Below are 18,317 nucleotides of genomic sequence, written 5' to 3'. Positions count from 1 at the left end.
GATGGTGAAGACATTGCGCCCCCGCGACTACAACGAGGCGCTCCACGTCGGGCACTTCTTCCGCAACAAGCGCGTCCCCGTCGTCATGGACCTGACGGCCCTGACCGACGACGTGGCGAAGCAGTTCATCGACTTCGCCGCCGGCCTTGTCTTCGGCCGCGGCGGCGACATGGACCGCCTCGCCCCGAAGGTCTTCCTCCTCGTCCCCGCCGGCCAGCCCCGCCCCACGGTCGTCCCCGCCCCCTGAGCACGCCGCCGCTCACCATCCAGGGCGTCCTTAGAGTCCGCCCGATGCGTGGACGCTCGCATATGGGGTCGAGCTTCTCAGCGATGTCGAACCGGAACGCCGACCGGTTGACTCGAGAGCACCACGGAACCCCACGATCGGACGACCTGATGAAGTTCTCTTTCGCGGCCGCCTCGGCCACCCTTTCGATCATCATGGCCGCCGGAATGGCCGGCACCTTCTTCGGCTTCTCCACCGGCGTCATGCCGGGCCTGAACGGCGCGAAGCCCGCCTCGGCGATCGACGCCATGCAGACCATCAACCAGCGCATCCAGAACCCGCTGTTCGTCGGCATGTTCATGCTGCTGCCCGTGTTCGCGGCCATCGCCGGCGTCCTGCTGATGACGATGAACCAGAAGGCCGCCGGCCTCCTGTTCCTGGCCGCGGCCGCCGTCTACGTCCTCGGCGCCCTCTTCCCCAGCTTCGCCGTCAATATCCCCATGAACAACGACCTGGACGGCGTGCACATCCCCAAGCACGCCGCCGATGCGGCCAAGATCTGGCAGGACTACTCCGGCCGCTGGACCGCCTGGAACACCGTCCGCGCCGTGTCCAGCTGGATCAGCCTCCTGGCCATGGCCGCCGCCACCTACCTCTGGGGCAAGAACTGACCCCGGATCCCCCTCCGGCCCGTGCCCCCAGCACGGGCCACTCCCATTTCTCCCAAGCCTCTACTCACCTCCCGGCAGCCGTCTGACAACGGCGTGCATAAAAGGAGGTCGAATGCTCTCCTACCGATGGCCCTGACCCCATCATCCGCGAACTCCCTGACCCTTTCGGCGAGGGCATCCTCGCGTAAGTGAGGTACCAACGCCGCGTACCGCCACTCCTGCCCGCCAAAGGCCCATCACTCCACCGGGTGCTGCCGTGATATCGGCCTTCACCCTGGTGGCAGGGCTGGTTTTGACCCTCGGCGGGACGCTCTGGTGGGAGGAGGCGACGGCGGGTCCGGGCGTGCTCTGGGTTGGCGCCGGACTCTTCGGCCTCCTCAGATGGACGTTCACGCGTCGGCGCGAACAGCGTCACCAGACGAGCAACCCCGGATAACGGCTTGCCCCAGGGCAGGAGGCATGCGCCCCCGTGACGCTCCTCTCCGGGCCGCATGCCAGCGGCGGGAAAGCTCGTCGCAGCAGCGCTTACCGCTGGTCCTGCTCGTAGAACGCTCGGACTCGTGCAGCCCGCCCGTGCTGGTCCAGTTCGACCACGTCCAGCGCACGGTTGCCGTTCTCGCGCCGGTACAACAGGGCGTAGCCGTCGGGGTTGGTCAGAAACGCCTCTTCGGTGAACCGCAGATCCGGCGCAAGCTCCAAGCCTCGCTCGAAGTGGCGACGCAGCTCCGCCTTGCCCTGCAACCGGCCGTCCGGTCGATTCCAGCGAGTCACGACCGTTGACGCCGCGAAGTCGACGTCATCCGAATAGCACGCCATGACCCGGTCCAGATCACGAGCTTCCCAACCCGCCAACCACTGATCCGCATGCGCTCTCACATCCATGCTGATCAGTATCCGAAGAGCACAGCCCACGCGCGACGGAATATCGACCGCTCTCCCCGCAAACAGCCGGGCGCACCCGTCCCGGCACCCACCCGGCCTAGCAAGCCGCTGACCAGCAGTGACACACCTCGCTGGCGTCAAATACGGATGCTTGCAGTGGCTTCGTCTCAGAGACTTGCTGCATGTCCCTGTACGACGAATACGAGCCGGTCGGCCGATCGAGGTCCGGCCACTGCCCAGCCCAGAATCGAGGCTGTCCACATGGATCTACCCGCCGGCTTGTGGGAACGCCTCAATCGTCTTCACGCCGCTGCCGTCCTCGACCAGGACATCTCCGATCTCTTCCTGGCCAGACTGTTTCCCGGCGAGCCCGTCCGGATCGCCTGCGACCTCCTCGTCGCCGGAATCGAGACCCCGAGCGTGATCGCCCTCGCCTGCGAATCACCGACCCGGCTCACCCTCCGCGAAGGCCGACCCCTCGTCCGGCGACTCTTGAGCGACCTCGCACTCGACCCCATGAACATCCACCGAGCAGGCTGGATCACCGCCCTAGACATCGCCCTCCAGATCGAGGCCGGAACGCTCAAGGCAGAGGACGGCGGTCATTTCCTGCTGGGGCTCTGGCACCCATGCCAAGAACCGGACGAGATGAGACCGCTCCTCGGCACATTGGACGCCTGGGAAGAAACACCGCCCCAGCACCGGAACCGCGAGCAGTTCAGCCTGGCGATGCGCCGACTCTCCCGCGCTGTCATCCAAGCCACCCCGTCTCAGTAGCGCGCTTGGCGGCGGCGCGCCCCCGATGGGCTGGTTGGGGGGGCCAGCGGAGGTGGCGCGATGCGCGGCCCGGCGCAGTTGCCCGGTGACCGGCGCCCACGCCGCACGCTCCGGGCGGCCAGGCGCGGGGCCGGGTCTCCTTCGTCGCCTCGGTGACGGCCTGCAGTGCTTCACCGACACCCGCACCGGTCCGTGACCCCCTGAGCGACCTCGACTCGGATCCCGCTGCGGCCAGGTGGGTGAGCCGGCGCAGCTCCGAACGTGGCGGACTCGTGGTCGGCGGTCGTTCTTCTCGTCCTGGCCTACCGTCTCCGTGGTGCGAGTCCGGCCTCGAAGGCGATGATCGCCAGGTGGACGCGGTCCCGGGCCTCGAGCTTGGCGAACAGGCGCGCGACATGGGTCTTCGCCGTCGCCGCGCTGATCACCAGCCGCTCGGCTATCTCCGTGTTCGACAGTCCCTGTCCGACCAGTGCCAGCACCTCGCGCTCCCGGTCGGTGATCTCCGCGATGAGACGTGAGTCCGCGGCGGGCTCGGCGGGCTCGGCGTCCGGTTCGGGGGCCGGGGGGCCGGACGTTCCGGCGAAGTCCGCGATCAGCCGTCGGGTCACGCTCGGTGCGATCAGCGCGTCGCCGGCCGCCACCACGCGGATCGCGTCCAGGATCGCGTCCAGGGCCATGCTCTTGAGCAGGAATCCGCTGGCCCCGGCGCGCAGCGCGCCGTAGACGTACTCGTCGTCGTCGAAGGTCGTCAGCACCAGCACCTTGGGCGGGTCCGGCTCGGCGGTCACCTGCCGGGTCGCCTCGATCCCGTCCATGCCCGGCATCCGGATGTCCATCACCACGACGTCCGGACGCAGCTCACGCACCAGGCGCACCGCCTCGCGGCCGTCGCCGGCCTCGCCGACCACCTCCAGGTCGTCGGTGTCGCCGATCAGGATCGCGAGCCCGACCAGCAGCAGCGGCTGGTCATCGACCAGCAGCACCCGCACGCTCATGCCGGGAGCCTCGCCGTCACCCGGAACCCGCCCTCCGGACGCCGGGCGGCGCTGAACTGGCCGGACAGCAACGTCACCCGCTCGCGCATGCCGAGCAGGCCGAAGCCGCTCCCGCCGGCCGCGGAGAGCCTCCGGCGGCCCGCACCGCCGAGACCGTCGTCCCCGTCGTCCACCACCTCGATCGTCACTCCTTTCGGCTCGTAACCGACCGCGACCCGGCACGTCCGCGCCCCGGAATGCCGCACCACGTTCGTCACCGACTCCTGGATGATCCGGAACGCCGACAGTTCGATCTCCGGCGGCAGCGGACGCCGCTCGCCCCGCCAGGTCACGTGGACCCGCACCCCGGCGTCGGCCGTGCGTTCGGCGAGCCGCGGGACGTCGGCCAGGCTGCCGGCCGGCTCCAGCGGAGCGGCCTGCGGCATGGCGTCGTCCGGCTCGGCGCGGCGTAGCGCCCCGAGCATGCGCTGCAGCTCGAGCAGCGTCTCCCGGCCGGTGGTCTCGATGCCGGTCAGCGCCTGCCGCGTCTGCTCGGGCTTGGTCTCGACGACCCGTGCCGCCGCCCCCGACAGCACCGTGATGATCCCGATGCTGTGCGCGACGCTGTCGTGCAGTTCGCGGGCGATCCGCAGCCGCTCGGTCAGGACGGCGCGGGCCGCCCCCTGCTCGTCGAGGGCTTCGAGGTATTCACGGCGTTTGCGATACACCCCTCCGAAGACCCACGCGACCGCGAAACACAACGCGAGCCCCCCGGCGAACTGGGTCGCGTCGCTGACGGTCTCCCCGGGGATGTGGGTGACGTTGACGAACGCGGCCGCGACGGCCAGAACGGAGCCGACGGCGGCAGCCTTCGGCCGCCGGACGGCGAGGTACCCGCCCAGGGCGACGAGCAGGACGAACACGATCGAAGGCCGCGCGCCGAAGATGTCGCCGAGGACTGCTTCGCCCAGGACCGCCGCGAAGACCACCGCCGGCAGACGGCGCACGAGCAGGACAGGAAGGGCGAGCACGAAGAAGAGCCCGGTCCGGGAGGCCGGCATCGTCCAGGCGAGCATCAGCGCATAGAAGCAGGCGGTGGCCAGCACCACGGCCTGAGCCGTCAGCCAGGTCACGCACCTCGATGTCGAGAGTCGCTGGAGAAGCTCTTCCATGCGCAGATCGTATGCAGCGGCGTCGGCTCCGCGCGTCGCCCCGGGGATGTACGCCGGTACACCGCCGGACCGATGGCCTGGGGATACGGTGACATCCGCAGGCCGACGCGACGGATGGCGTCCGTTCCTAGGTTCGGGGACATGACGAATCCACCGCTGATCGATCTTCGCGACACGACGAAGAAATACGACGACGGCCCGCCCGCGCTGGCCGGTGTGACCTTGTCCGTCGCGTCCGGTGAGTGCGTGGCGATCCTCGGCCATTCCGGCAGCGGGAAGTCCACGCTGCTGAACCTGATCGCCGGCCTGGACAGGCCCTCCAGCGGCAGTGTCACCGTCGACGGCACCCGTGTCGACCAGCTCGGTGAGGCCGGTTCGGCGAAGTACCGCCGGGCCTCGATCGGCATGATCTTCCAGTTCTTCAATCTGCTCGACGACCTGACCGTGCTGGACAACGTCATGGTTCCGGCGCAGCTGGCCGGGATGGGCAAGGGCGAAGCGAGGCGGCGGGCCATCGAACTGCTCGGCTCGCTGGGCATCGACCGGCATGCCGGCGCCTACCCGCAGCGGCTGTCCGGCGGGCAACGGCAGCGGGTGGCGGTGGCCAGGGCCCTGATGAACAAGCCGGCGCTGCTGCTGGCCGACGAGCCCACCGGCGCGCTGGACTCGAACTCGGCCGAGGGCGTGCGCCGGCTGCTGCTGGACCTGAACGGCGAGGGCCAGACCATCGTGCTGGTGACCCACGATGCGCGGCTGGCCGCGAGCACCGCGCACCGCACGATCGAGCTGGTGGACGGCGCGGTCGAGCGGGACGTCATCAACGACGACGGCGGTGCCGGCCCGGCCGCCCGCACGCCGCTGACCCGTCCGGCGGGAACGGTCGGATGACATTGCGCAAGCCGCCGATGCCCCGGCGCCTCTTCGAGGTCGGATTCCCTGCCATGTCCCGCCTGCTGCCGGCCGTGAGCCGGTGAGCGCCTTGGGTAAGGTCGTACGCTCCGGCGTGGGCCGGCGTCGGGTCCAGTCCTTCGTCATGGCCCTGACGACGTTCGCCGCGGTGACGTCCTCGGTACTCTCCCTCGGTCTGCTGGCCGTCGTGCAGGCCCCGTTCGAGGACGCTTTCAGTGCTCGGAACGGGGCGCACCTGGCGGTCCAGTTCGACGGTTCGAAGGTCACGGCGGCGCAGGCCACCGCAACCGCTCACGCCGCCGGCGTCACCGAGGCGGCCGGGCCGTACCCGATCGCCGCCGCCCTGGACACGACCGTCGGCCCGGACTGCCCCAAGAAGGATCTCGCCGGTCACGACATCGGTCCGGTCACCGTCACCACCCGGCCCGACCTGGGCGGCACCTCCGGGATGGACCAACTCGTGCTGACCCGGGGGCGCTGGCCGACCGGCCCGGGCGAGATCGCCCTGCCGGGGCAGCGCTACGCCACCGTCTGCTTCGGCGGTTCGGTGGTGTTCTCCTCCCTGCCGGGCAAGCCGTCGTTCAAGATCGTCGGCTTCGGCGGCTCGGTGACCGACAGCGCGACCGCCTTCGCCACCGCCGGCGGTTTCGCGCGGCTCACCGCCGCCGGCGCCAAGCCCGACGAGCAGATGCTCTACCGGTTCGCCAAGGCCGGGACCGCCGCCGACATCGCCACCGGCAAGCAGGCGGTGGCCGCCGCCGCACCGGCCGGCGCGGTCGAGGGCGGACAGTCGTACCTGACCGCGGAGCAGCAGGCGACCGGCAACGCCAAGGCCTACGTGCCGTTCCTGGTCGCCTTCGGGATCCTCGGGCTCTTCCTGTCGGTGCTGATCATCTCGATCGTGGTCAGCGGGGCCGTGGCCTCCGGAATCCGGCGCATCGGGATCCTGAAGTCGTTGGGGTTCACCCCTTCGCAGGTGGCCCGCGCCTACACCGCGCAGGCCATGATCCCGGCGACACTCGGCGTGGTGCTCGGCACGGTCTTCGGCAACCTCCTGGCCGTGCCGGTCCTGGGCGGGGCCACCCAGCAGTTCGGCGCGGCCAGTGCCACGATCCCGTTGTGGGTCAGCGCCGTGGTGCCGCTGGGCACCCTGCTGATCGTCGGCGTCACGGCTTCGGTCCCGGCACTGCGGGCCGGCCGGATGCCGGTGGTGCGGGCTCTGGTGGTCGGCCGCGCCCCCAAGGCCGGGGGCGGTCGGACGGCGCAGCGTCTGGCCTCGCGGCTGCCGCTGCCCCGGGCCGTGTCGTTGGGGCTGGCCCAGCCGTTCGCCCGGCCGTCCCGGGCCGTACTGGTCGGTGCGGCGGTGCTGTTCGGCGTGGTCAGCGCCACGTTCGCGGTGGGGCTGGAGACCGGGTTCAACAAGTACCTGGACACCAGCACCTCGGGTTTCAGCGTCGCGTCGAAGATCGTGATACCCACCGCCGACGTAGGCGTGCCCTGGGGCCGCTACGGCCCCAACGACCCGCGCCACCCGTACCTGGACGCCGCCAAGGTGGCCGCCGCGCTCGCCAAGACCCCGGGCACGAAGGCAGCGTTCGGCTGGGGCGAAAGCGGTGCGACCATGGTCGGCGGCCCGTCCGGCGGCGAACCGACGAAGGTGTACACGGTCACCGGTGACTTGTCCTGGACGAAGCTGGAGCTGCTGTCCGGCCGCTGGTACTCGGCGCCCGGCGAGGCCGTGGTCGGCGACAAGCTGGCCACGGCGGTGGGGATCCACGTCGGTGACGACGTCACCGTGGTGCAGCAGAACAAGCGACTGTCGCTGAAGGTCGTCGGCATCAACTTCAACACCAACGCGGGCGACTACACGGTCATGACGGATGCGGCCACCTTCACCGCCGCCGGACTGGCCCCGCACATCGACCAGTTCAACGTCGAGCTGGCCTCGAACGTCAACGGATCGGACTGGTCCACCTCGGCCACCGCCGCGCTGACCCCGCTGAACGCCTCGGTCCAGCCGAACTCGGACGGGGGCAAGAACATCATTGTGATCACCATGGGCGCCCTGGTGGCCACGCTCACGCTGATGCTGATCGCGGTCGCCGCGCTCGGGGTGCTGAGCATGGTCGTGCAGGACACCCGGGACCGGGTTCATGATCTGGGGATCTTCAAGGCCCTCGGGATGACGCCCAGGCAGACCATGGCGATGGTGCTGACCTCGGTGTCACTCACCGGCCTGATCGCCGGGCTGATCGGGGTCCCGATCGGGGTCGCGGTGGAGAAGGCGATGCTGACCCCGATGGGCAACGCGATCGGCCGGCACCTGCCGCCGAGCGTGTCCCACACCTACACCGCCGGGCTGCTCGTCCCCCTGCTGGCCGGCGGGATCGTGATCGCCCTGCTCGGGGCACTGCCGCCGGCCGGCTGGGCGGCACGAACCCGCACCGCCACCGCGCTGCGGACCGAGTAGGACCGAGCAGAGCCGCCGATCGCCGCAGCAAAAGCGGTGCCGGGCACTGCACAGCGCGACAAGAACGCCAATGCCGAACGGCTTCGGCGCGGCGGCGTCGGCTCGTCCAGGACGGCGGCGCGACCCCGAGCGGGCCGGGCCGGCGACCCGCAAGCGAGGCCACGCGATGCGCGGCCGGGCGCGCGCGGCCGGGGACCGGCGCCCACGCCGCACGACCCGGCCGCGCGGGCGGCGGGCCGCGCTGACGGCGCGAGCGCCGCCGCCCCTTGAGCGCCTTGGCCAAGGCCGAACTCAAGGGCAAGAAGCGATCGGGCACGCAAGGGGCACGGAAGCGAAAGAAGCGATCGTGAGAGACGAGAGCCCAGGTCGGAATTCCGGTTCTGACCTGGGCTTTTGGGTGGTGGAGCCTAGGGGATTCGAACCCCTGACACCCGGCTTGCAGATCTGCGAGACCACGCCCCGCCGGGCCTCCCACCTCGGCGAACCGTGATCCCCAAGTGACCGCTCTTGGCCCTTGATCACTCTCCCTAATGGCCCGCTAATGGCCCGGCATCCAAGGCACATGCTGGCGCCCTTGACGTGCGTAGACTGCTGCGGCGGAGTGACGGAGGTCCTGTGACGCTTGCAAGGAAGGGATCCCGGCGCATCGTCATCGACGGCGCCGAGTTTCGCTGGAAGGTACGCGGCCGCCCTACCTACGACCAGGCACTGGGATGGTCCCCACTGAGCTTTGCTGTGGAAGCCACCGAGTCACCTGGCGCACTGCTCGTCGTCTCGCTGCCCTGTGCGCATCCAAGCAACTGGCTAGGCCTGCCTTCCGGCGTGGTTCTTCCCCGTACCGTGTCGAAGGCTGTCCGCTCGGCGCTGGTGACGGGTTGGAAGCCCAAACAGCCAGGCCCAGCGTTCGCACTTACCCTGAGCGAATCCGCGGGGCGGCGTGACCAAGACGAGCAGTAACCCCTACCTGACCAGCGAACAGACGGCCTCACCGCGCACGAACGCGGCCGCCCGTTTCGTGTTCGGCGCTCCGCATGACCCGCCGACCTCATACTTATCAGTTCGATCATGCTCAAGGTCTCTGGCGTGCTCCCACATGCTGCCCTCGCGCCGACGGCTATCACGTGCGGCGCCGTCTGCCGGTGTTGCTGCCACGGCTGCTGTCATTGCTGTCAGCCCGCTCGGCTCCGGGGGCGGCCTGGATAACTTGTTGCGATGGCCATAGACGCGAGCGGGGAGTGGTGGCAAGGAGAGTCCGCCGCTGATCTCGCCGAGTATCTGGAAGAGCTCGGTGCGGGCGGATATCAGGTGGGACGGGTTGTCGAAGCGGCGTGTGCTGGCTGCGGCGGCCAGACATTCCGGCTCCGTGCTGACTGCGAGGAGGGAGCCGTGGAGCGCAGTTGCATCGGCTGCGGCCAGGGCGTGCTGATGCTCGACAGCGAAGAGCATTGGTCGGACGTCGCCCCTGAGGCGGTCGTCTGTTCCTGTGGCGCAGACGTGTTCGATGTGGCGGTGGGCTTCTCCCTGCGACCTGATGATTCGGTTCGCTGGGTCAGCGTTGGGGTCCGGTGCGTTGCTGACGGGGTGCTGGGGTGCTGTGCCGACTGGAAGATCGACTATGAGCCGAGTCGGCATCTTCTAGCGACCGTGTAGAGCGCGCGGCTCTGTGCCGCACCCGCGTGGTGTGGGGTCCCGTGATGGCCTGGGCGTACGGCGTAGCCGCTTTTCTTCCCCACCTTCCTCCCCCGGCCCAACTTGCAACGTCCCGGCGCCCACGCCGCACGCTGCGGGCGCGCGGGCGGCGCCAACGGCGCGAGCGCTGCCGCCCCTTGATCTCAAACGGCGGAATTCGGCGGGGATCTAGCCACGACCGCGCAGGGGCGCGCGCCCTACCGGATGCCAATCCCAGAGCCGTTCCGGTCCTCGTTGGACGACCAGGCTGACGGCGTTGACCGTGATCTCGCGGTTGGGAAGCTCTCGGCCGAGTGCGTTGATGATCGGCTGGGCCGGCTGTTTCGTCTCGCTGTAGGCGATCGTCATGTGCGGCAGCCACTGGGCGGGGCCTTCGGTATGGCCTTCGCGTCCGGTCACCTTCAACGTGGCCGACTGGATGGCGGCCCGTACCCGTTCAAGGGCCTCGGTGGGACGAATGGCCAGGATGATGGCCTCGGGGTGGTAGAGGATGCGGCCGAGCGTCACGGTAACGGGAGGAGTCTCAGCGAGAAGGGTTGACGCCGTCCTGAGCATGTCCTGTTGCTGGTCGTCAGTGATCTCGTCGGTCGAGCCGACCACGAGAGTGGTGATGTGCAGCCATTTGGCGGGAGTCATGTGCAGACCGGTGGTGTCGGCGAGCCGCTCTTGTGCCGCGTCCGCGATGTCCCGCGCTCCAGGTTGGTCGCCCACCAGCATGTGCCAGTAGACGGTTCCCTGCCCTGGTCCTGGTTCTTGGCGGTTCTGCCACCGGTTGACCATCTGCGTGGGCAGAGGACTCATGAACTCTCCATGTCGGCGTCGTCGGCCAGGGCGGTGGCGTTCGCGTGACGGTCGTAGAGCCGCGTTCCCGGATCGAGGCCAGCATCTCGGCCACTTGCTCGGCCGTGCCCTCGAGATCGCCCTTCTGTAGGTGGGCGATGCCGGTGCCGACCCGGATCTGAGCCCAGATCGCCGGGGCGACCGGTGCTCCTGCAGCCCAAGCGCTGTCGGCCACCTCGGCTGCGCGTAAGGCGCTGTCGGGGTCACCGGTCCGCGTCGCTACCGACAGAGCGAACAGGGCTCGACGCTCGGTCGGAAGGGACCACACGGAGAGATCTGAGGCACTGTCGCGGGTGGTCTCGGCGAATTGCTCGGCGCGCGCCACTGCCTCAGGCGCCCTCGCTTTGTCTCCGAGAAGGGCGGCTGCGTTCGCTTCGTACCACGCAGCCTGTGTCCTCATCGAGGCCGGTTCTGACCTGGGCTTCTTGGTGGGTGGAGCCTAGGGGATTCGAACCCCTGACACCCGGCTTGCAAAGCCGGTGCTCTACCAACTGAGCTAAGGCCCCTCGTTGCCCTGTGGGCGCGTCAAGCTTACCGGTGGTCGGCTACCGCCGCGTCATCGAGGACGAGGGCGGGGAGGGCGGCGACGCTGGGCAGGACGTGGGTGGCGCCGGCGGCGAGGAGGCGGTCGCGGTCGTGGGCGCCGGTGAGGACGCCCGCGACGATGGACGCGCCGGAGCGGCGGCCGGTCAGCATGTCGTTCGCGGTGTCGCCGCAGACGGCGATGTGCCGGACGTCGTCGGCGCCGAGCCGGAGGGCGGCGGTGAGGACGAGGTCGGGCCACGGGCGGCCGCGGCCGGCGTCCTCGGGGCACAGGGTGAGGTCGACGCGGTCCCACCAGCCGAGCGCGTCGAGGACGCGGGCCTGGGTGCGGCGGCCGAACCCGGTGAGCAGGCATACGCGTACCCCGGCGCCGCGGATGCGCTCGAGAGCGCGTTCGGCGCCGGGCACGGGTCGCAGGCCGTGCCGGTCGACGAGCTGGTCATAGGACCGCTCGAAGGCCAGGTGCGCGGCCTGGGCGCGGGGCTCGTCGAACAGCGAGCGGAAGATCTCGATCTTCGAGCCGCCGCGTGACTCGCGGACGCGCGCCATGGCGCGGTCGTGGGCCGCCGTGCCGGAGACGATCCCCAGGGCGGCGATCGCCTCGGCGAAGGCGGTCTCGACGGTGCCGCCGTCCGCGACGGTGGTCCCGGCGAGATCGATGCAGGCGATGGAGATCGGCTCTGCGCCGCTCACGCCGGGGCCCTGTGTCGCCGGCGTCTCAGCTGTCGGACGACGTGGCCTCGGTCCACAGGTCCAGCTCGGCGCGGTCCTGCTGGAGGCGGCGCCAGACAGCGAAGCCACCGAGGGCGACGACGGCGAGAATCAGCAGCTTCTTCACGGTGGGGACCCCTTCACCTCGACTATGAGTCCGAACCCGGGGAAAGATACGGATCAGTGTCTGCTCCCCCAGGCTCTCCGCAGCCTAGCAACCGATCCCGGGCGGTCCGCACCCACTCGCCGGTATCGGACCGATCGTCCAATCCCGGGTGCCGCCGCTTTTCCGTCCGCCGCCTCTCGCCGAACCGGGCGGACGGCCGCATAATCCGGGGGACGACCCTCGGGAGTGCCGATGGCTGAGGACGACTTCCGGCGCTGGGAACGCGAGCTCGACCCCGGCCCGCCGGAGAAGGAGGCGTCGGGGGGCCGGGGGCTGGTGCTGGCGGCGGCGGTGACGGCCGTGGGGTGCGCCCTGCTGATCGTGGTGGGCGACGTGCGGCTCGGCGCGGTGGGGCTGGCGCTGTCGTCGATCATCCTGCTGCTCTGGCGAATCGGGTTCTGATCGGCCATCATCGCGGCCATGGAGCTGCGCGGAGCGAACGTCCTGGTGACCGGGGCGACGGGCGGGATCGGACGGGCGCTGGCGGAGGGCTTCGCCGGGCGCGGCGCGACGGTGGTGCTGAGCGGGCGGCGGGGCGACGTGCTGGAGCCGCTGGCCGAGCGGCTCGGCGGCCGGGCGGTGGTCGCCGACCTCGCCGACCGCGCCGGCGTGGAGCGGTTGCTGGACGAGGCGGGCCCGGTGGACGTGCTGGTCGCGAACGCGGCGCTGCCCGCGTCGGGGCTGCTGGCGGACTACACGGTGGAGCAGGTCGACCGGGTCTTGGACGTGAACCTGCGCGCGCCGATCGTGATGGCGAAGCTCGCGGGCGAGCGGATGGCCGATCGTGGCCGCGGGCACCTGGTGTTCATCGCGTCGCTGTCCGGGAAGACGGCGTCCGGCCACGCGTCGCTCTACAACGCGACGAAGTTCGGTATGCGGGGATTCGCCCTGGCGTTGCGGGAGGACATGCGTCCCCACGGCGTCGGCGTGTCGACCGTCTTCCCGGGGTTCATCCGGGATGCCGGGATGTTCGCGGACGCGGGCGTCACGCTGCCGCGGGGCGTCGGCACGCGGACGCCGCAGGACGTCGCGAGGGCGACGGTGCGGGCGGTCGAGCGGAACACCGCCGAGGTGGACGTGGCGCCGCTCGCGCTGCGTCTCGGCGCCCTGCTGGGCGGCGCCGCGCCGGTGCTGTCGGCGGCGGTGCAGCGGCGCGCGGGCGGCCGGCGGATCTCGGAGGGCCTGGCGGAGGGGCAGCGCGGCAAACGCTGACGGCGCCGGACGCGCATGGGCGACAAACGCGGATCTTGGAGTGATAATCCGGGCAGTGCCGCTTGATCGGCGGGGCCGGCGCGCCGCTCCCCGGGCCGTTGTGGCCCGCGCGCGCCCACGCGAGGAGGTCCATGCATGTGGACGGGTAGGACGACCATCATCGGCGCGGCGGCGCTCACTGTGACGGCCCTGACGACGGTCCCCGCGCGCGCGGACGCGGCGGACGCGACGGTAGTACCGGTCCAGGTGACCGGTGACCCGGCCAAGCGCTTCAACCTCGTCGTGATGGGCGACGGCTATACGACGGCGGACATGGCGAAGTTCCGTGCCGACCTCGACAAGCACCTCAACGACCTGTGGACGATCGAGCCGTTCAAGTCGTACCGCAGCTACATCAACGTGTACGCGGTCGAGATCCCGTCGGCGGAGTCTGGGGTGAGCTGCGACCCGGATCTGTCCTCACCGCGCCGTACGACGCCGCTCAGCATGGCGTTCTGGAGCGGCTGCAGGCAGGACGGTCTGCAGCGCCTGCTCGTCATGGACTCCGCCGCCGCGAAGAAGTACGCGGACATGGTGCCCGGGACCAACGCCAACAACCGGCAGATCCTCGCCATGGCCAACAGCGACACCTACGGGGGCGCGGGTGGTACGTACGCCACGTCCTCTGGCGGGAACGCCATGTCGGCCCTCATCGCGCCGCACGAACTCGGGCATTCGCTAGGCGGACTGGACGACGAGTACGACTACTACCAGCGCGGCGTGCCGGGCGGTACGTACGCCGGTCCCGAGCCCTCGTCCATCCATCACACGCTGCTCACCGTCGACCAGATGAAGGCGGAGAAGCAGAAGTGGTGGCGGTGGCTGGGCGAGCGTAGCGAAGCGGGGGGCGTCATAGGCCGCTATGAGGGCGGCCTCTACTTCAGCAAGGGCGTGTGGAGGCCGAGCCAGCACTCCATGATGAAGACGCTCGGCTACTACTACGACCAGGTGGCGCGGGAACGGATGACGCAGCGCGTCTCCGGCAAGGTCGACATCGTCCAGGCGCAGACCCCCACGGACGCTCCTGTGGGCGCGGACCGCGTCCTGTGGGTGGAGACCATGCATCCGACAGGGCACAGGCTGTCGGTGACGTGGACGGCCGATGGCAAGGCCGTAGGGAAGTCGCCGAACCTCGACCTCAAGCGCCTTCACCTGAAGAAGGGCACGCACACCGTCACAGCGACGGTCACCGATCCGACCGACTTCGTGCGGGACCCGGCCGTACGAGCGTCCTCGGCGCTCACTCAGGTCCGCACCTGGACCGTCGACACGGCGCTGACGACGCCTCCCGATAACGTGCCCGTCGACTTCACCTCGTCCACACCCACCGATAAGGCCGTGGGTGCCGCATCGGTCGTGTACGCGGAAACGACCCACCCCGCTAGGAGCGCCCCTGTCGTCCGCTGGGAACTCGACGGACGGCGCGTACCCGGTAGCGAACGCGACATCGCGCTAGGGAGCTTGCACCTTCGCAGTGGCACGCACACGCTCGTCGCCAAGGTCGGCTCCAAGTCTCTGACGTGGACGGTCGACGCGCAGCGTCCGACGGTGAAGTTCCAGCTGTCGGAGGCCGCGCAGGCGCGTCCCCTGCCCGGTCGTACGCCCGAGTACGTCTTCGACGGTCCGTTCACCATGAAGCTGACCGGCGCGGACGACCGGGCGGGCGTGGTCGTCTCCGAGTTCCGCGTGGACGGCGACGGCTGGTTCAACTACTTCGGCTGGCCGACCGACTCGTCCGCGCCGTGGCGGTTCTCCGAGAACGGCACCGTGATCGACTCGCTGGCCTACGGCAGGCTCCCCCAGGGCCGGCACACGGTCGAGTACCGGGCGATCGACGCGGCGGGCAACGTCGCCCGGCCAGGGAAGTTCATCGTGACTCTTCGCTGACCGGCACGTCCGCGACACCCGCGTCCGCGGCGGGCACCCCCGCGGCGGACGGCTCCGCGGCGGACGGTTCCCCGGTGGACGGTTCGCGGCGGACGGTCGCGAGCACCGAGCCGCCGAGGATCAGCGCGAACGAGGCGATGATCGTCCCGGTGAGCGGCTCGCCGAGCAGCAGCACGCCCGCGACGACCGCCACCGCCGGGTTCACGTAGGTGAACACCATCGCCCGCGACGTGCCCGCCTCCCGGATGAGCTCGAAGAACACCATGAACGCCAGCGCGGTGCAGACCAGGCCGAGGCCGCCGAGCGCGGCCAGCACGCGGCCGCGCGGCACCGCGTCCGGCCAGGTCAGCGCCGCCGGGATCGCGTACACGACGGCGGCGATCGTCAGCGACCCCGCGGCCATGTGCAGGCTCGGCAGGTCCTGCAGCCGGCGCGTCGCGATCATCGGCGCGACCGAGTACCCGACCGCGACCAGCATGACCTCGCCGATCGCCCACGCGCTGCCGCCACCGAGATGCGGCCCGGCCAGCACGCCGACGCCCGCGAGGCCGACCAGCAGCCCCGCCCACCGGACCGGCCCCAGCCGCTCCGCGTCGCCGGCCAGCCGCGCCAGCACCACCCCGATGATCGGCACCGCGGCGATCAGCAGTCCGGTCATCGAGCTGGTCAGCCGGTGCTCGGCGTCCGACAGCAGCGCCCACGGGCCGAGGATCTCCATGGCGGTGAACGCCAGCAGCGGCCGCCAGTGCCGGCGGACGGGCGCCAGCCCGCCGGACCGGGCGGCGAGGGGCACCAGCACGAGCGCGCCGAGGGCGGTCCGCGCGAACACCAGCACGGGCACCGACACGCCCCCGACCGCCACCTTGATCATCAGGTAGGGGATCCCCCACAGCACGCTCATCAGCGCGAACAGCAACCAGCCGCGGCGACTCACCACGTCCTCCGTTCCGGATCGGCGCCCGGCCACCACCGCCGGGCACCGGTTCAGGATGCGGGGCGGCGGCGGGCGCGGTCTTGAACGCTGTTGCGGTACGCGCCGGGCGTCACGCCGAGGACGCGGCGGAACCAGCGGGTGAGGTGCGCCTGGTCGGCGAACCCGACGAGCGACGCCGCCTCGGCCGGCCTATGTCCCGCGTCGAGCAGCGTCCGCGCGCGCGCCACCCGATGCTGGGCGAGCCATGCGTACGGCGGCATCCCCATCGAGTCGCGGAAGGCGCGCAGCAACTGGTACCGGGACAGGCCGAGGTCGGCCGCCACCTCCGCGAGGGTGGGCGGCCCCACCAGTTCGTCCGACAGGCGTGCCGCGACGGCACGGGCGATCCCGGACGCGCCGCGCGGGCCGCCGCCGCCCGGCGGGACCCGCACGGCATGCCGCCGGACGATCGCGCCGAGCACCTCGAGCAGCCGGCTCTCGCCCTCCAGCGGGTCGTCGCCCAGCCGCAGCGACCGGTGCGCGAGCCGCAGCCGGCCGGCCAGCCCGGGATCGTCGACGATCGGCTCGCGGAAGTGCGGGAGCCCGCCGTCCCAGCCCGACGCCGCCCCCACCAGCTCGGCGGTCGGGTAAAGGCACAGGTAGGCGAAGCCGTCCTGGTCGGCGGGGCCGCCCGTGTGCGCCTCGCCCGGCTCGATCACCACGAGGCTGCCGGCGGCGGAGTACAGCCGCTCGCCGCGGTACCGCATGGTCTCCAGGCCGTCGACGCACACGCCGATCGCGTACTCATCGTGGGCGTGCGGCGCGTAGTGGCGGCGGCCTATGCGCGCGTTGAGGAGGTCGAGCGACGCGCCTTGGATGCCGTCCACGCGCGTCCACACCGCCCGGTCGGGACGCCGCGCCGAGCCGGCCGCGCCGCTCGAACCGCCCCTGCCCGCGCCGCCGGGGTCTCCCGCGCCGCCGGAGCCGGCCGCGCGGCTCGAACCGCCCGTGCCCGCGCCGCCGGGGACGTCAGGCGGAGAAGACGTGCCGGAGCCGCCAGCGGTCCTGGTCACGGCCGAGCTCCGCGACGGCCACGCCCTCCGCGCCGACCACGCGGACCCGGTAGACGCGGCCGTCCTGGGGCGTTCCGTAGGTCTTCAGGACCTTCTCGACGGCGTAGCGCGACCCCCGCCACTCGTACGCGGTGAGTCGTCCCGCGGGGTCGTGCTCGGCGCGGACCGGCTCGTTCAGAAGGTGCCCCATGAGTCCGGGAGCCTAGCACGCGCTCGAACAAATGTTCGCAGGTCGTGGCCCCTTCGCGGCGCCGCCCTCGGCGCCGTCCGGGGCGCCGTCGGGCAGGCCGCGGCGGACGCCCGCGCGGCGTCGCGGCGACCGGTCCCCGCTCCATCCCGCCATTAAGGCGCAGCCCGCCGAGCATGTCCAGAGCATCCGAAATGACCGCGACCCGCGCGGGTAGGACGCTCCTGGAGGGGGAGCCATGATCAACGGTGCGCACGTCATCATCTACAGCCGCGACGCCGACGCCGACCGCGCGTTCCTCCGGGACGTGCTCGGCCTCCCGGACGTCGACGCCGGCAGCGGATGGCTGATCTTCAAACTGCCGCCCGCCGAGCTCGCCGCCCATCCGACCGAGGGCGCGCCCCGGCACGAGTTCTATCTGATGTGCGACGACATCCACGCCACCCTCGACGACCTCGCCGAGCGCGGCGTCCAGGTGGACGTGCCGATCCGCGACCGGGGCTGGGGACTGCTCGCCGCGATCAGGCTGCCGAGCGGCGGCGAACTGCCGATCTACCAACCCCGCCATCCCCTGGCCAAGGACCTGTGAGGCCCGTCGTCCACAGGCTGGGGGCAACGTTCCGCACATCCTCCGACCCCTGCGAGCAGGCGTTCCCAACGCTGGCTCCACAGCGGAATCCCCAGGCGGCAGGGCCTTTCGAACATCCGATCGGCACCGGCGGGCGCGGCGCCGCCCCGTCCACACCGCCCCCCGGTCATGCACAGTTTCCACAACCTGTGGATAACTCCCGTGCACACCCTGGGCACGACCGCCGAGACGCGCCGTCCACCATTCTTCCCCACTCGGTCCCCAATGCGCAGGACCGTTGTCCCCGTCGTGGATAACCCGCTGACCTGGGGCGAGACGGCTCTCACCGGCCCGCCGCACACAGCCCGTTCACAGCCTGTGGGCGACCGCCCTCCACAGGTGCCCGCG

At 70.9% G+C, this 18,317-nt stretch carries 19 protein-coding genes and 1 tRNA gene; 10 read left to right on the top strand and 10 right to left on the bottom strand.

Going from position 1 to position 18,317, the window contains the following annotated elements:
* The first annotated feature begins 1 nt into the window (after position 1).
* Together ABT299_RS03875 and ABT299_RS03870 are read left to right on the top strand one after the other, a co-directional pair.
* The gene (locus tag ABT299_RS03875; protein ID WP_241755702.1) at positions 2 to 247 is read left to right on the top strand and encodes a cell division protein SepF; all 246 of its coding nucleotides are present in this window, start codon (positions 2 to 4) and stop codon (positions 245 to 247) included.
* A gap of 149 nt (positions 248 to 396) precedes the next feature.
* Positions 397 to 897 (top strand): anthrone oxygenase family protein, encoded by a 501-nt coding sequence (locus ABT299_RS03870; RefSeq protein WP_190857722.1) that lies wholly within the window; start codon positions 397 to 399, stop codon positions 895 to 897.
* A 525-nt stretch (positions 898 to 1,422) separates the two neighbouring features.
* Here ABT299_RS03870 and ABT299_RS03865 read toward each other — a convergent pair.
* Positions 1,423 to 1,779: a nuclear transport factor 2 family protein gene (locus ABT299_RS03865; protein ID WP_500249671.1), complete on the bottom strand. Its 357-nt coding sequence runs from the start codon at positions 1,777 to 1,779 to the stop codon at positions 1,423 to 1,425.
* A gap of 261 nt (positions 1,780 to 2,040) precedes the next feature.
* Here ABT299_RS03865 and ABT299_RS03860 point away from each other — a divergent pair, with 261 nt between their 5' ends.
* Complete coding sequence (locus ABT299_RS03860) at positions 2,041 to 2,556, top strand: hypothetical protein (RefSeq protein WP_500249670.1); 516 nt, start codon at positions 2,041 to 2,043, stop codon at positions 2,554 to 2,556.
* A gap of 302 nt (positions 2,557 to 2,858) precedes the next feature.
* On the opposite strand, the gene ABT299_RS03855 is transcribed toward ABT299_RS03860, so the two are convergent.
* Both ABT299_RS03855 and ABT299_RS03850 read right to left on the bottom strand, forming a co-directional pair.
* On the bottom strand, positions 2,859 to 3,551 hold the full coding sequence (locus tag ABT299_RS03855; protein WP_387025810.1) for a response regulator: 693 nt from the start codon (positions 3,549 to 3,551) through the stop codon (positions 2,859 to 2,861).
* Positions 3,548 to 4,702, bottom strand: a complete 1,155-nt coding sequence (locus ABT299_RS03850; protein ID WP_500249669.1) for a sensor histidine kinase — start codon at positions 4,700 to 4,702, stop codon at positions 3,548 to 3,550. The genes ABT299_RS03855 and ABT299_RS03850 overlap by 4 nt, the downstream gene beginning before the upstream one ends.
* Before the next feature lie 141 nt (positions 4,703 to 4,843).
* Between ABT299_RS03850 and ABT299_RS03845 the strand changes: the two genes are divergently transcribed.
* The 3 genes from ABT299_RS03845 to ABT299_RS03835 all read left to right on the top strand — a co-directional run bounded on the left by ABT299_RS03845 (position 4,844) and on the right by ABT299_RS03835 (position 9,731).
* Positions 4,844 to 5,590, top strand: coding sequence for an ABC transporter ATP-binding protein (locus ABT299_RS03845; protein ID WP_500249668.1), 747 nt, complete (start codon positions 4,844 to 4,846; stop codon positions 5,588 to 5,590).
* Between the two features lie 145 nt (positions 5,591 to 5,735).
* Positions 5,736 to 8,081, top strand: coding sequence for an ABC transporter permease (locus ABT299_RS03840; protein ID WP_500249667.1), 2,346 nt, complete (start codon positions 5,736 to 5,738; stop codon positions 8,079 to 8,081).
* A gap of 1,212 nt (positions 8,082 to 9,293) precedes the next feature.
* The gene (locus ABT299_RS03835; RefSeq protein ID WP_387025802.1) at positions 9,294 to 9,731 is read left to right on the top strand and encodes a hypothetical protein; all 438 of its coding nucleotides are present in this window, start codon (positions 9,294 to 9,296) and stop codon (positions 9,729 to 9,731) included.
* A 207-nt stretch (positions 9,732 to 9,938) separates the two neighbouring features.
* On the opposite strand, the gene ABT299_RS03830 is transcribed toward ABT299_RS03835, so the two are convergent.
* The 4 genes from ABT299_RS03830 to ABT299_RS03815 form a co-directional block, all read right to left on the bottom strand.
* Positions 9,939 to 10,571, bottom strand: a complete 633-nt coding sequence (locus ABT299_RS03830) for a 2'-5' RNA ligase family protein (RefSeq protein ID WP_500249666.1) — start codon at positions 10,569 to 10,571, stop codon at positions 9,939 to 9,941.
* Between the two features lie 472 nt (positions 10,572 to 11,043).
* Positions 11,044 to 11,116, bottom strand: a tRNA-Ala gene (locus ABT299_RS03825).
* Between the two features lie 25 nt (positions 11,117 to 11,141).
* The gene (locus ABT299_RS03820; protein ID WP_347256746.1) at positions 11,142 to 11,846 is read right to left on the bottom strand and encodes an HAD-IA family hydrolase; all 705 of its coding nucleotides are present in this window, start codon (positions 11,844 to 11,846) and stop codon (positions 11,142 to 11,144) included.
* Positions 11,847 to 11,871: 25 nt separating this feature from the next.
* On the bottom strand, positions 11,872 to 11,991 hold the full coding sequence (locus ABT299_RS03815; RefSeq protein ID WP_211238580.1) for a DLW-39 family protein: 120 nt from the start codon (positions 11,989 to 11,991) through the stop codon (positions 11,872 to 11,874).
* Between the two features lie 231 nt (positions 11,992 to 12,222).
* On the opposite strand from ABT299_RS03815, the gene ABT299_RS03810 reads away from it, so the two are divergent.
* The 3 genes from ABT299_RS03810 (at position 12,223) to ABT299_RS03800 (ending at position 15,168) form a co-directional block, all read left to right on the top strand.
* A complete protein-coding gene (locus ABT299_RS03810) occupies positions 12,223 to 12,432 on the top strand; it encodes a hypothetical protein (RefSeq protein ID WP_190857712.1) in 210 nt (69 codons plus the stop codon).
* 18 nt (positions 12,433 to 12,450) lie between these two features.
* Complete coding sequence (locus ABT299_RS03805; protein WP_190857710.1) at positions 12,451 to 13,242, top strand: SDR family NAD(P)-dependent oxidoreductase; 792 nt, start codon at positions 12,451 to 12,453, stop codon at positions 13,240 to 13,242.
* 135 nt (positions 13,243 to 13,377) lie between these two features.
* Positions 13,378 to 15,168, top strand: a complete 1,791-nt coding sequence (locus ABT299_RS03800) for a M64 family metallopeptidase (RefSeq protein WP_500249665.1) — start codon at positions 13,378 to 13,380, stop codon at positions 15,166 to 15,168.
* On the opposite strand, the gene ABT299_RS03795 is transcribed toward ABT299_RS03800, so the two are convergent.
* From ABT299_RS03795 to ABT299_RS03785, 3 genes are read right to left on the bottom strand one after another with little or no spacing between them, the layout of a single operon-like run.
* Complete coding sequence (locus tag ABT299_RS03795; RefSeq protein ID WP_500249664.1) at positions 15,149 to 16,102, bottom strand: DMT family transporter; 954 nt, start codon at positions 16,100 to 16,102, stop codon at positions 15,149 to 15,151. The genes ABT299_RS03800 and ABT299_RS03795 overlap by 20 nt on opposite strands.
* Positions 16,103 to 16,152: 50 nt before the next feature.
* Entirely contained in the window at positions 16,153 to 17,154 is a 1,002-nt protein-coding gene (locus tag ABT299_RS03790) for a helix-turn-helix domain-containing protein (protein ID WP_500249663.1), read from the bottom strand.
* Positions 17,111 to 17,344 (bottom strand): hypothetical protein, encoded by a 234-nt coding sequence (locus ABT299_RS03785; RefSeq protein ID WP_500249662.1) that lies wholly within the window; start codon positions 17,342 to 17,344, stop codon positions 17,111 to 17,113. The genes ABT299_RS03790 and ABT299_RS03785 overlap by 44 nt, the downstream gene beginning before the upstream one ends.
* A gap of 235 nt (positions 17,345 to 17,579) precedes the next feature.
* On the opposite strand from ABT299_RS03785, the gene ABT299_RS03780 reads away from it, so the two are divergent.
* Complete coding sequence (locus ABT299_RS03780) at positions 17,580 to 17,930, top strand: VOC family protein (protein WP_190857702.1); 351 nt, start codon at positions 17,580 to 17,582, stop codon at positions 17,928 to 17,930.
* Positions 17,931 to 18,317 lie beyond the last annotated feature (387 nt).

It is taken from the genome of Spirillospora sp. NPDC000708 (genome assembly GCF_040299565.1).
In the GTDB taxonomy this organism is placed as follows: Bacteria; Actinomycetota; Actinomycetes; order Streptosporangiales; family Streptosporangiaceae; genus Spirillospora.
This window is presented reverse-complemented; position numbering and strand designations above follow the sequence as displayed.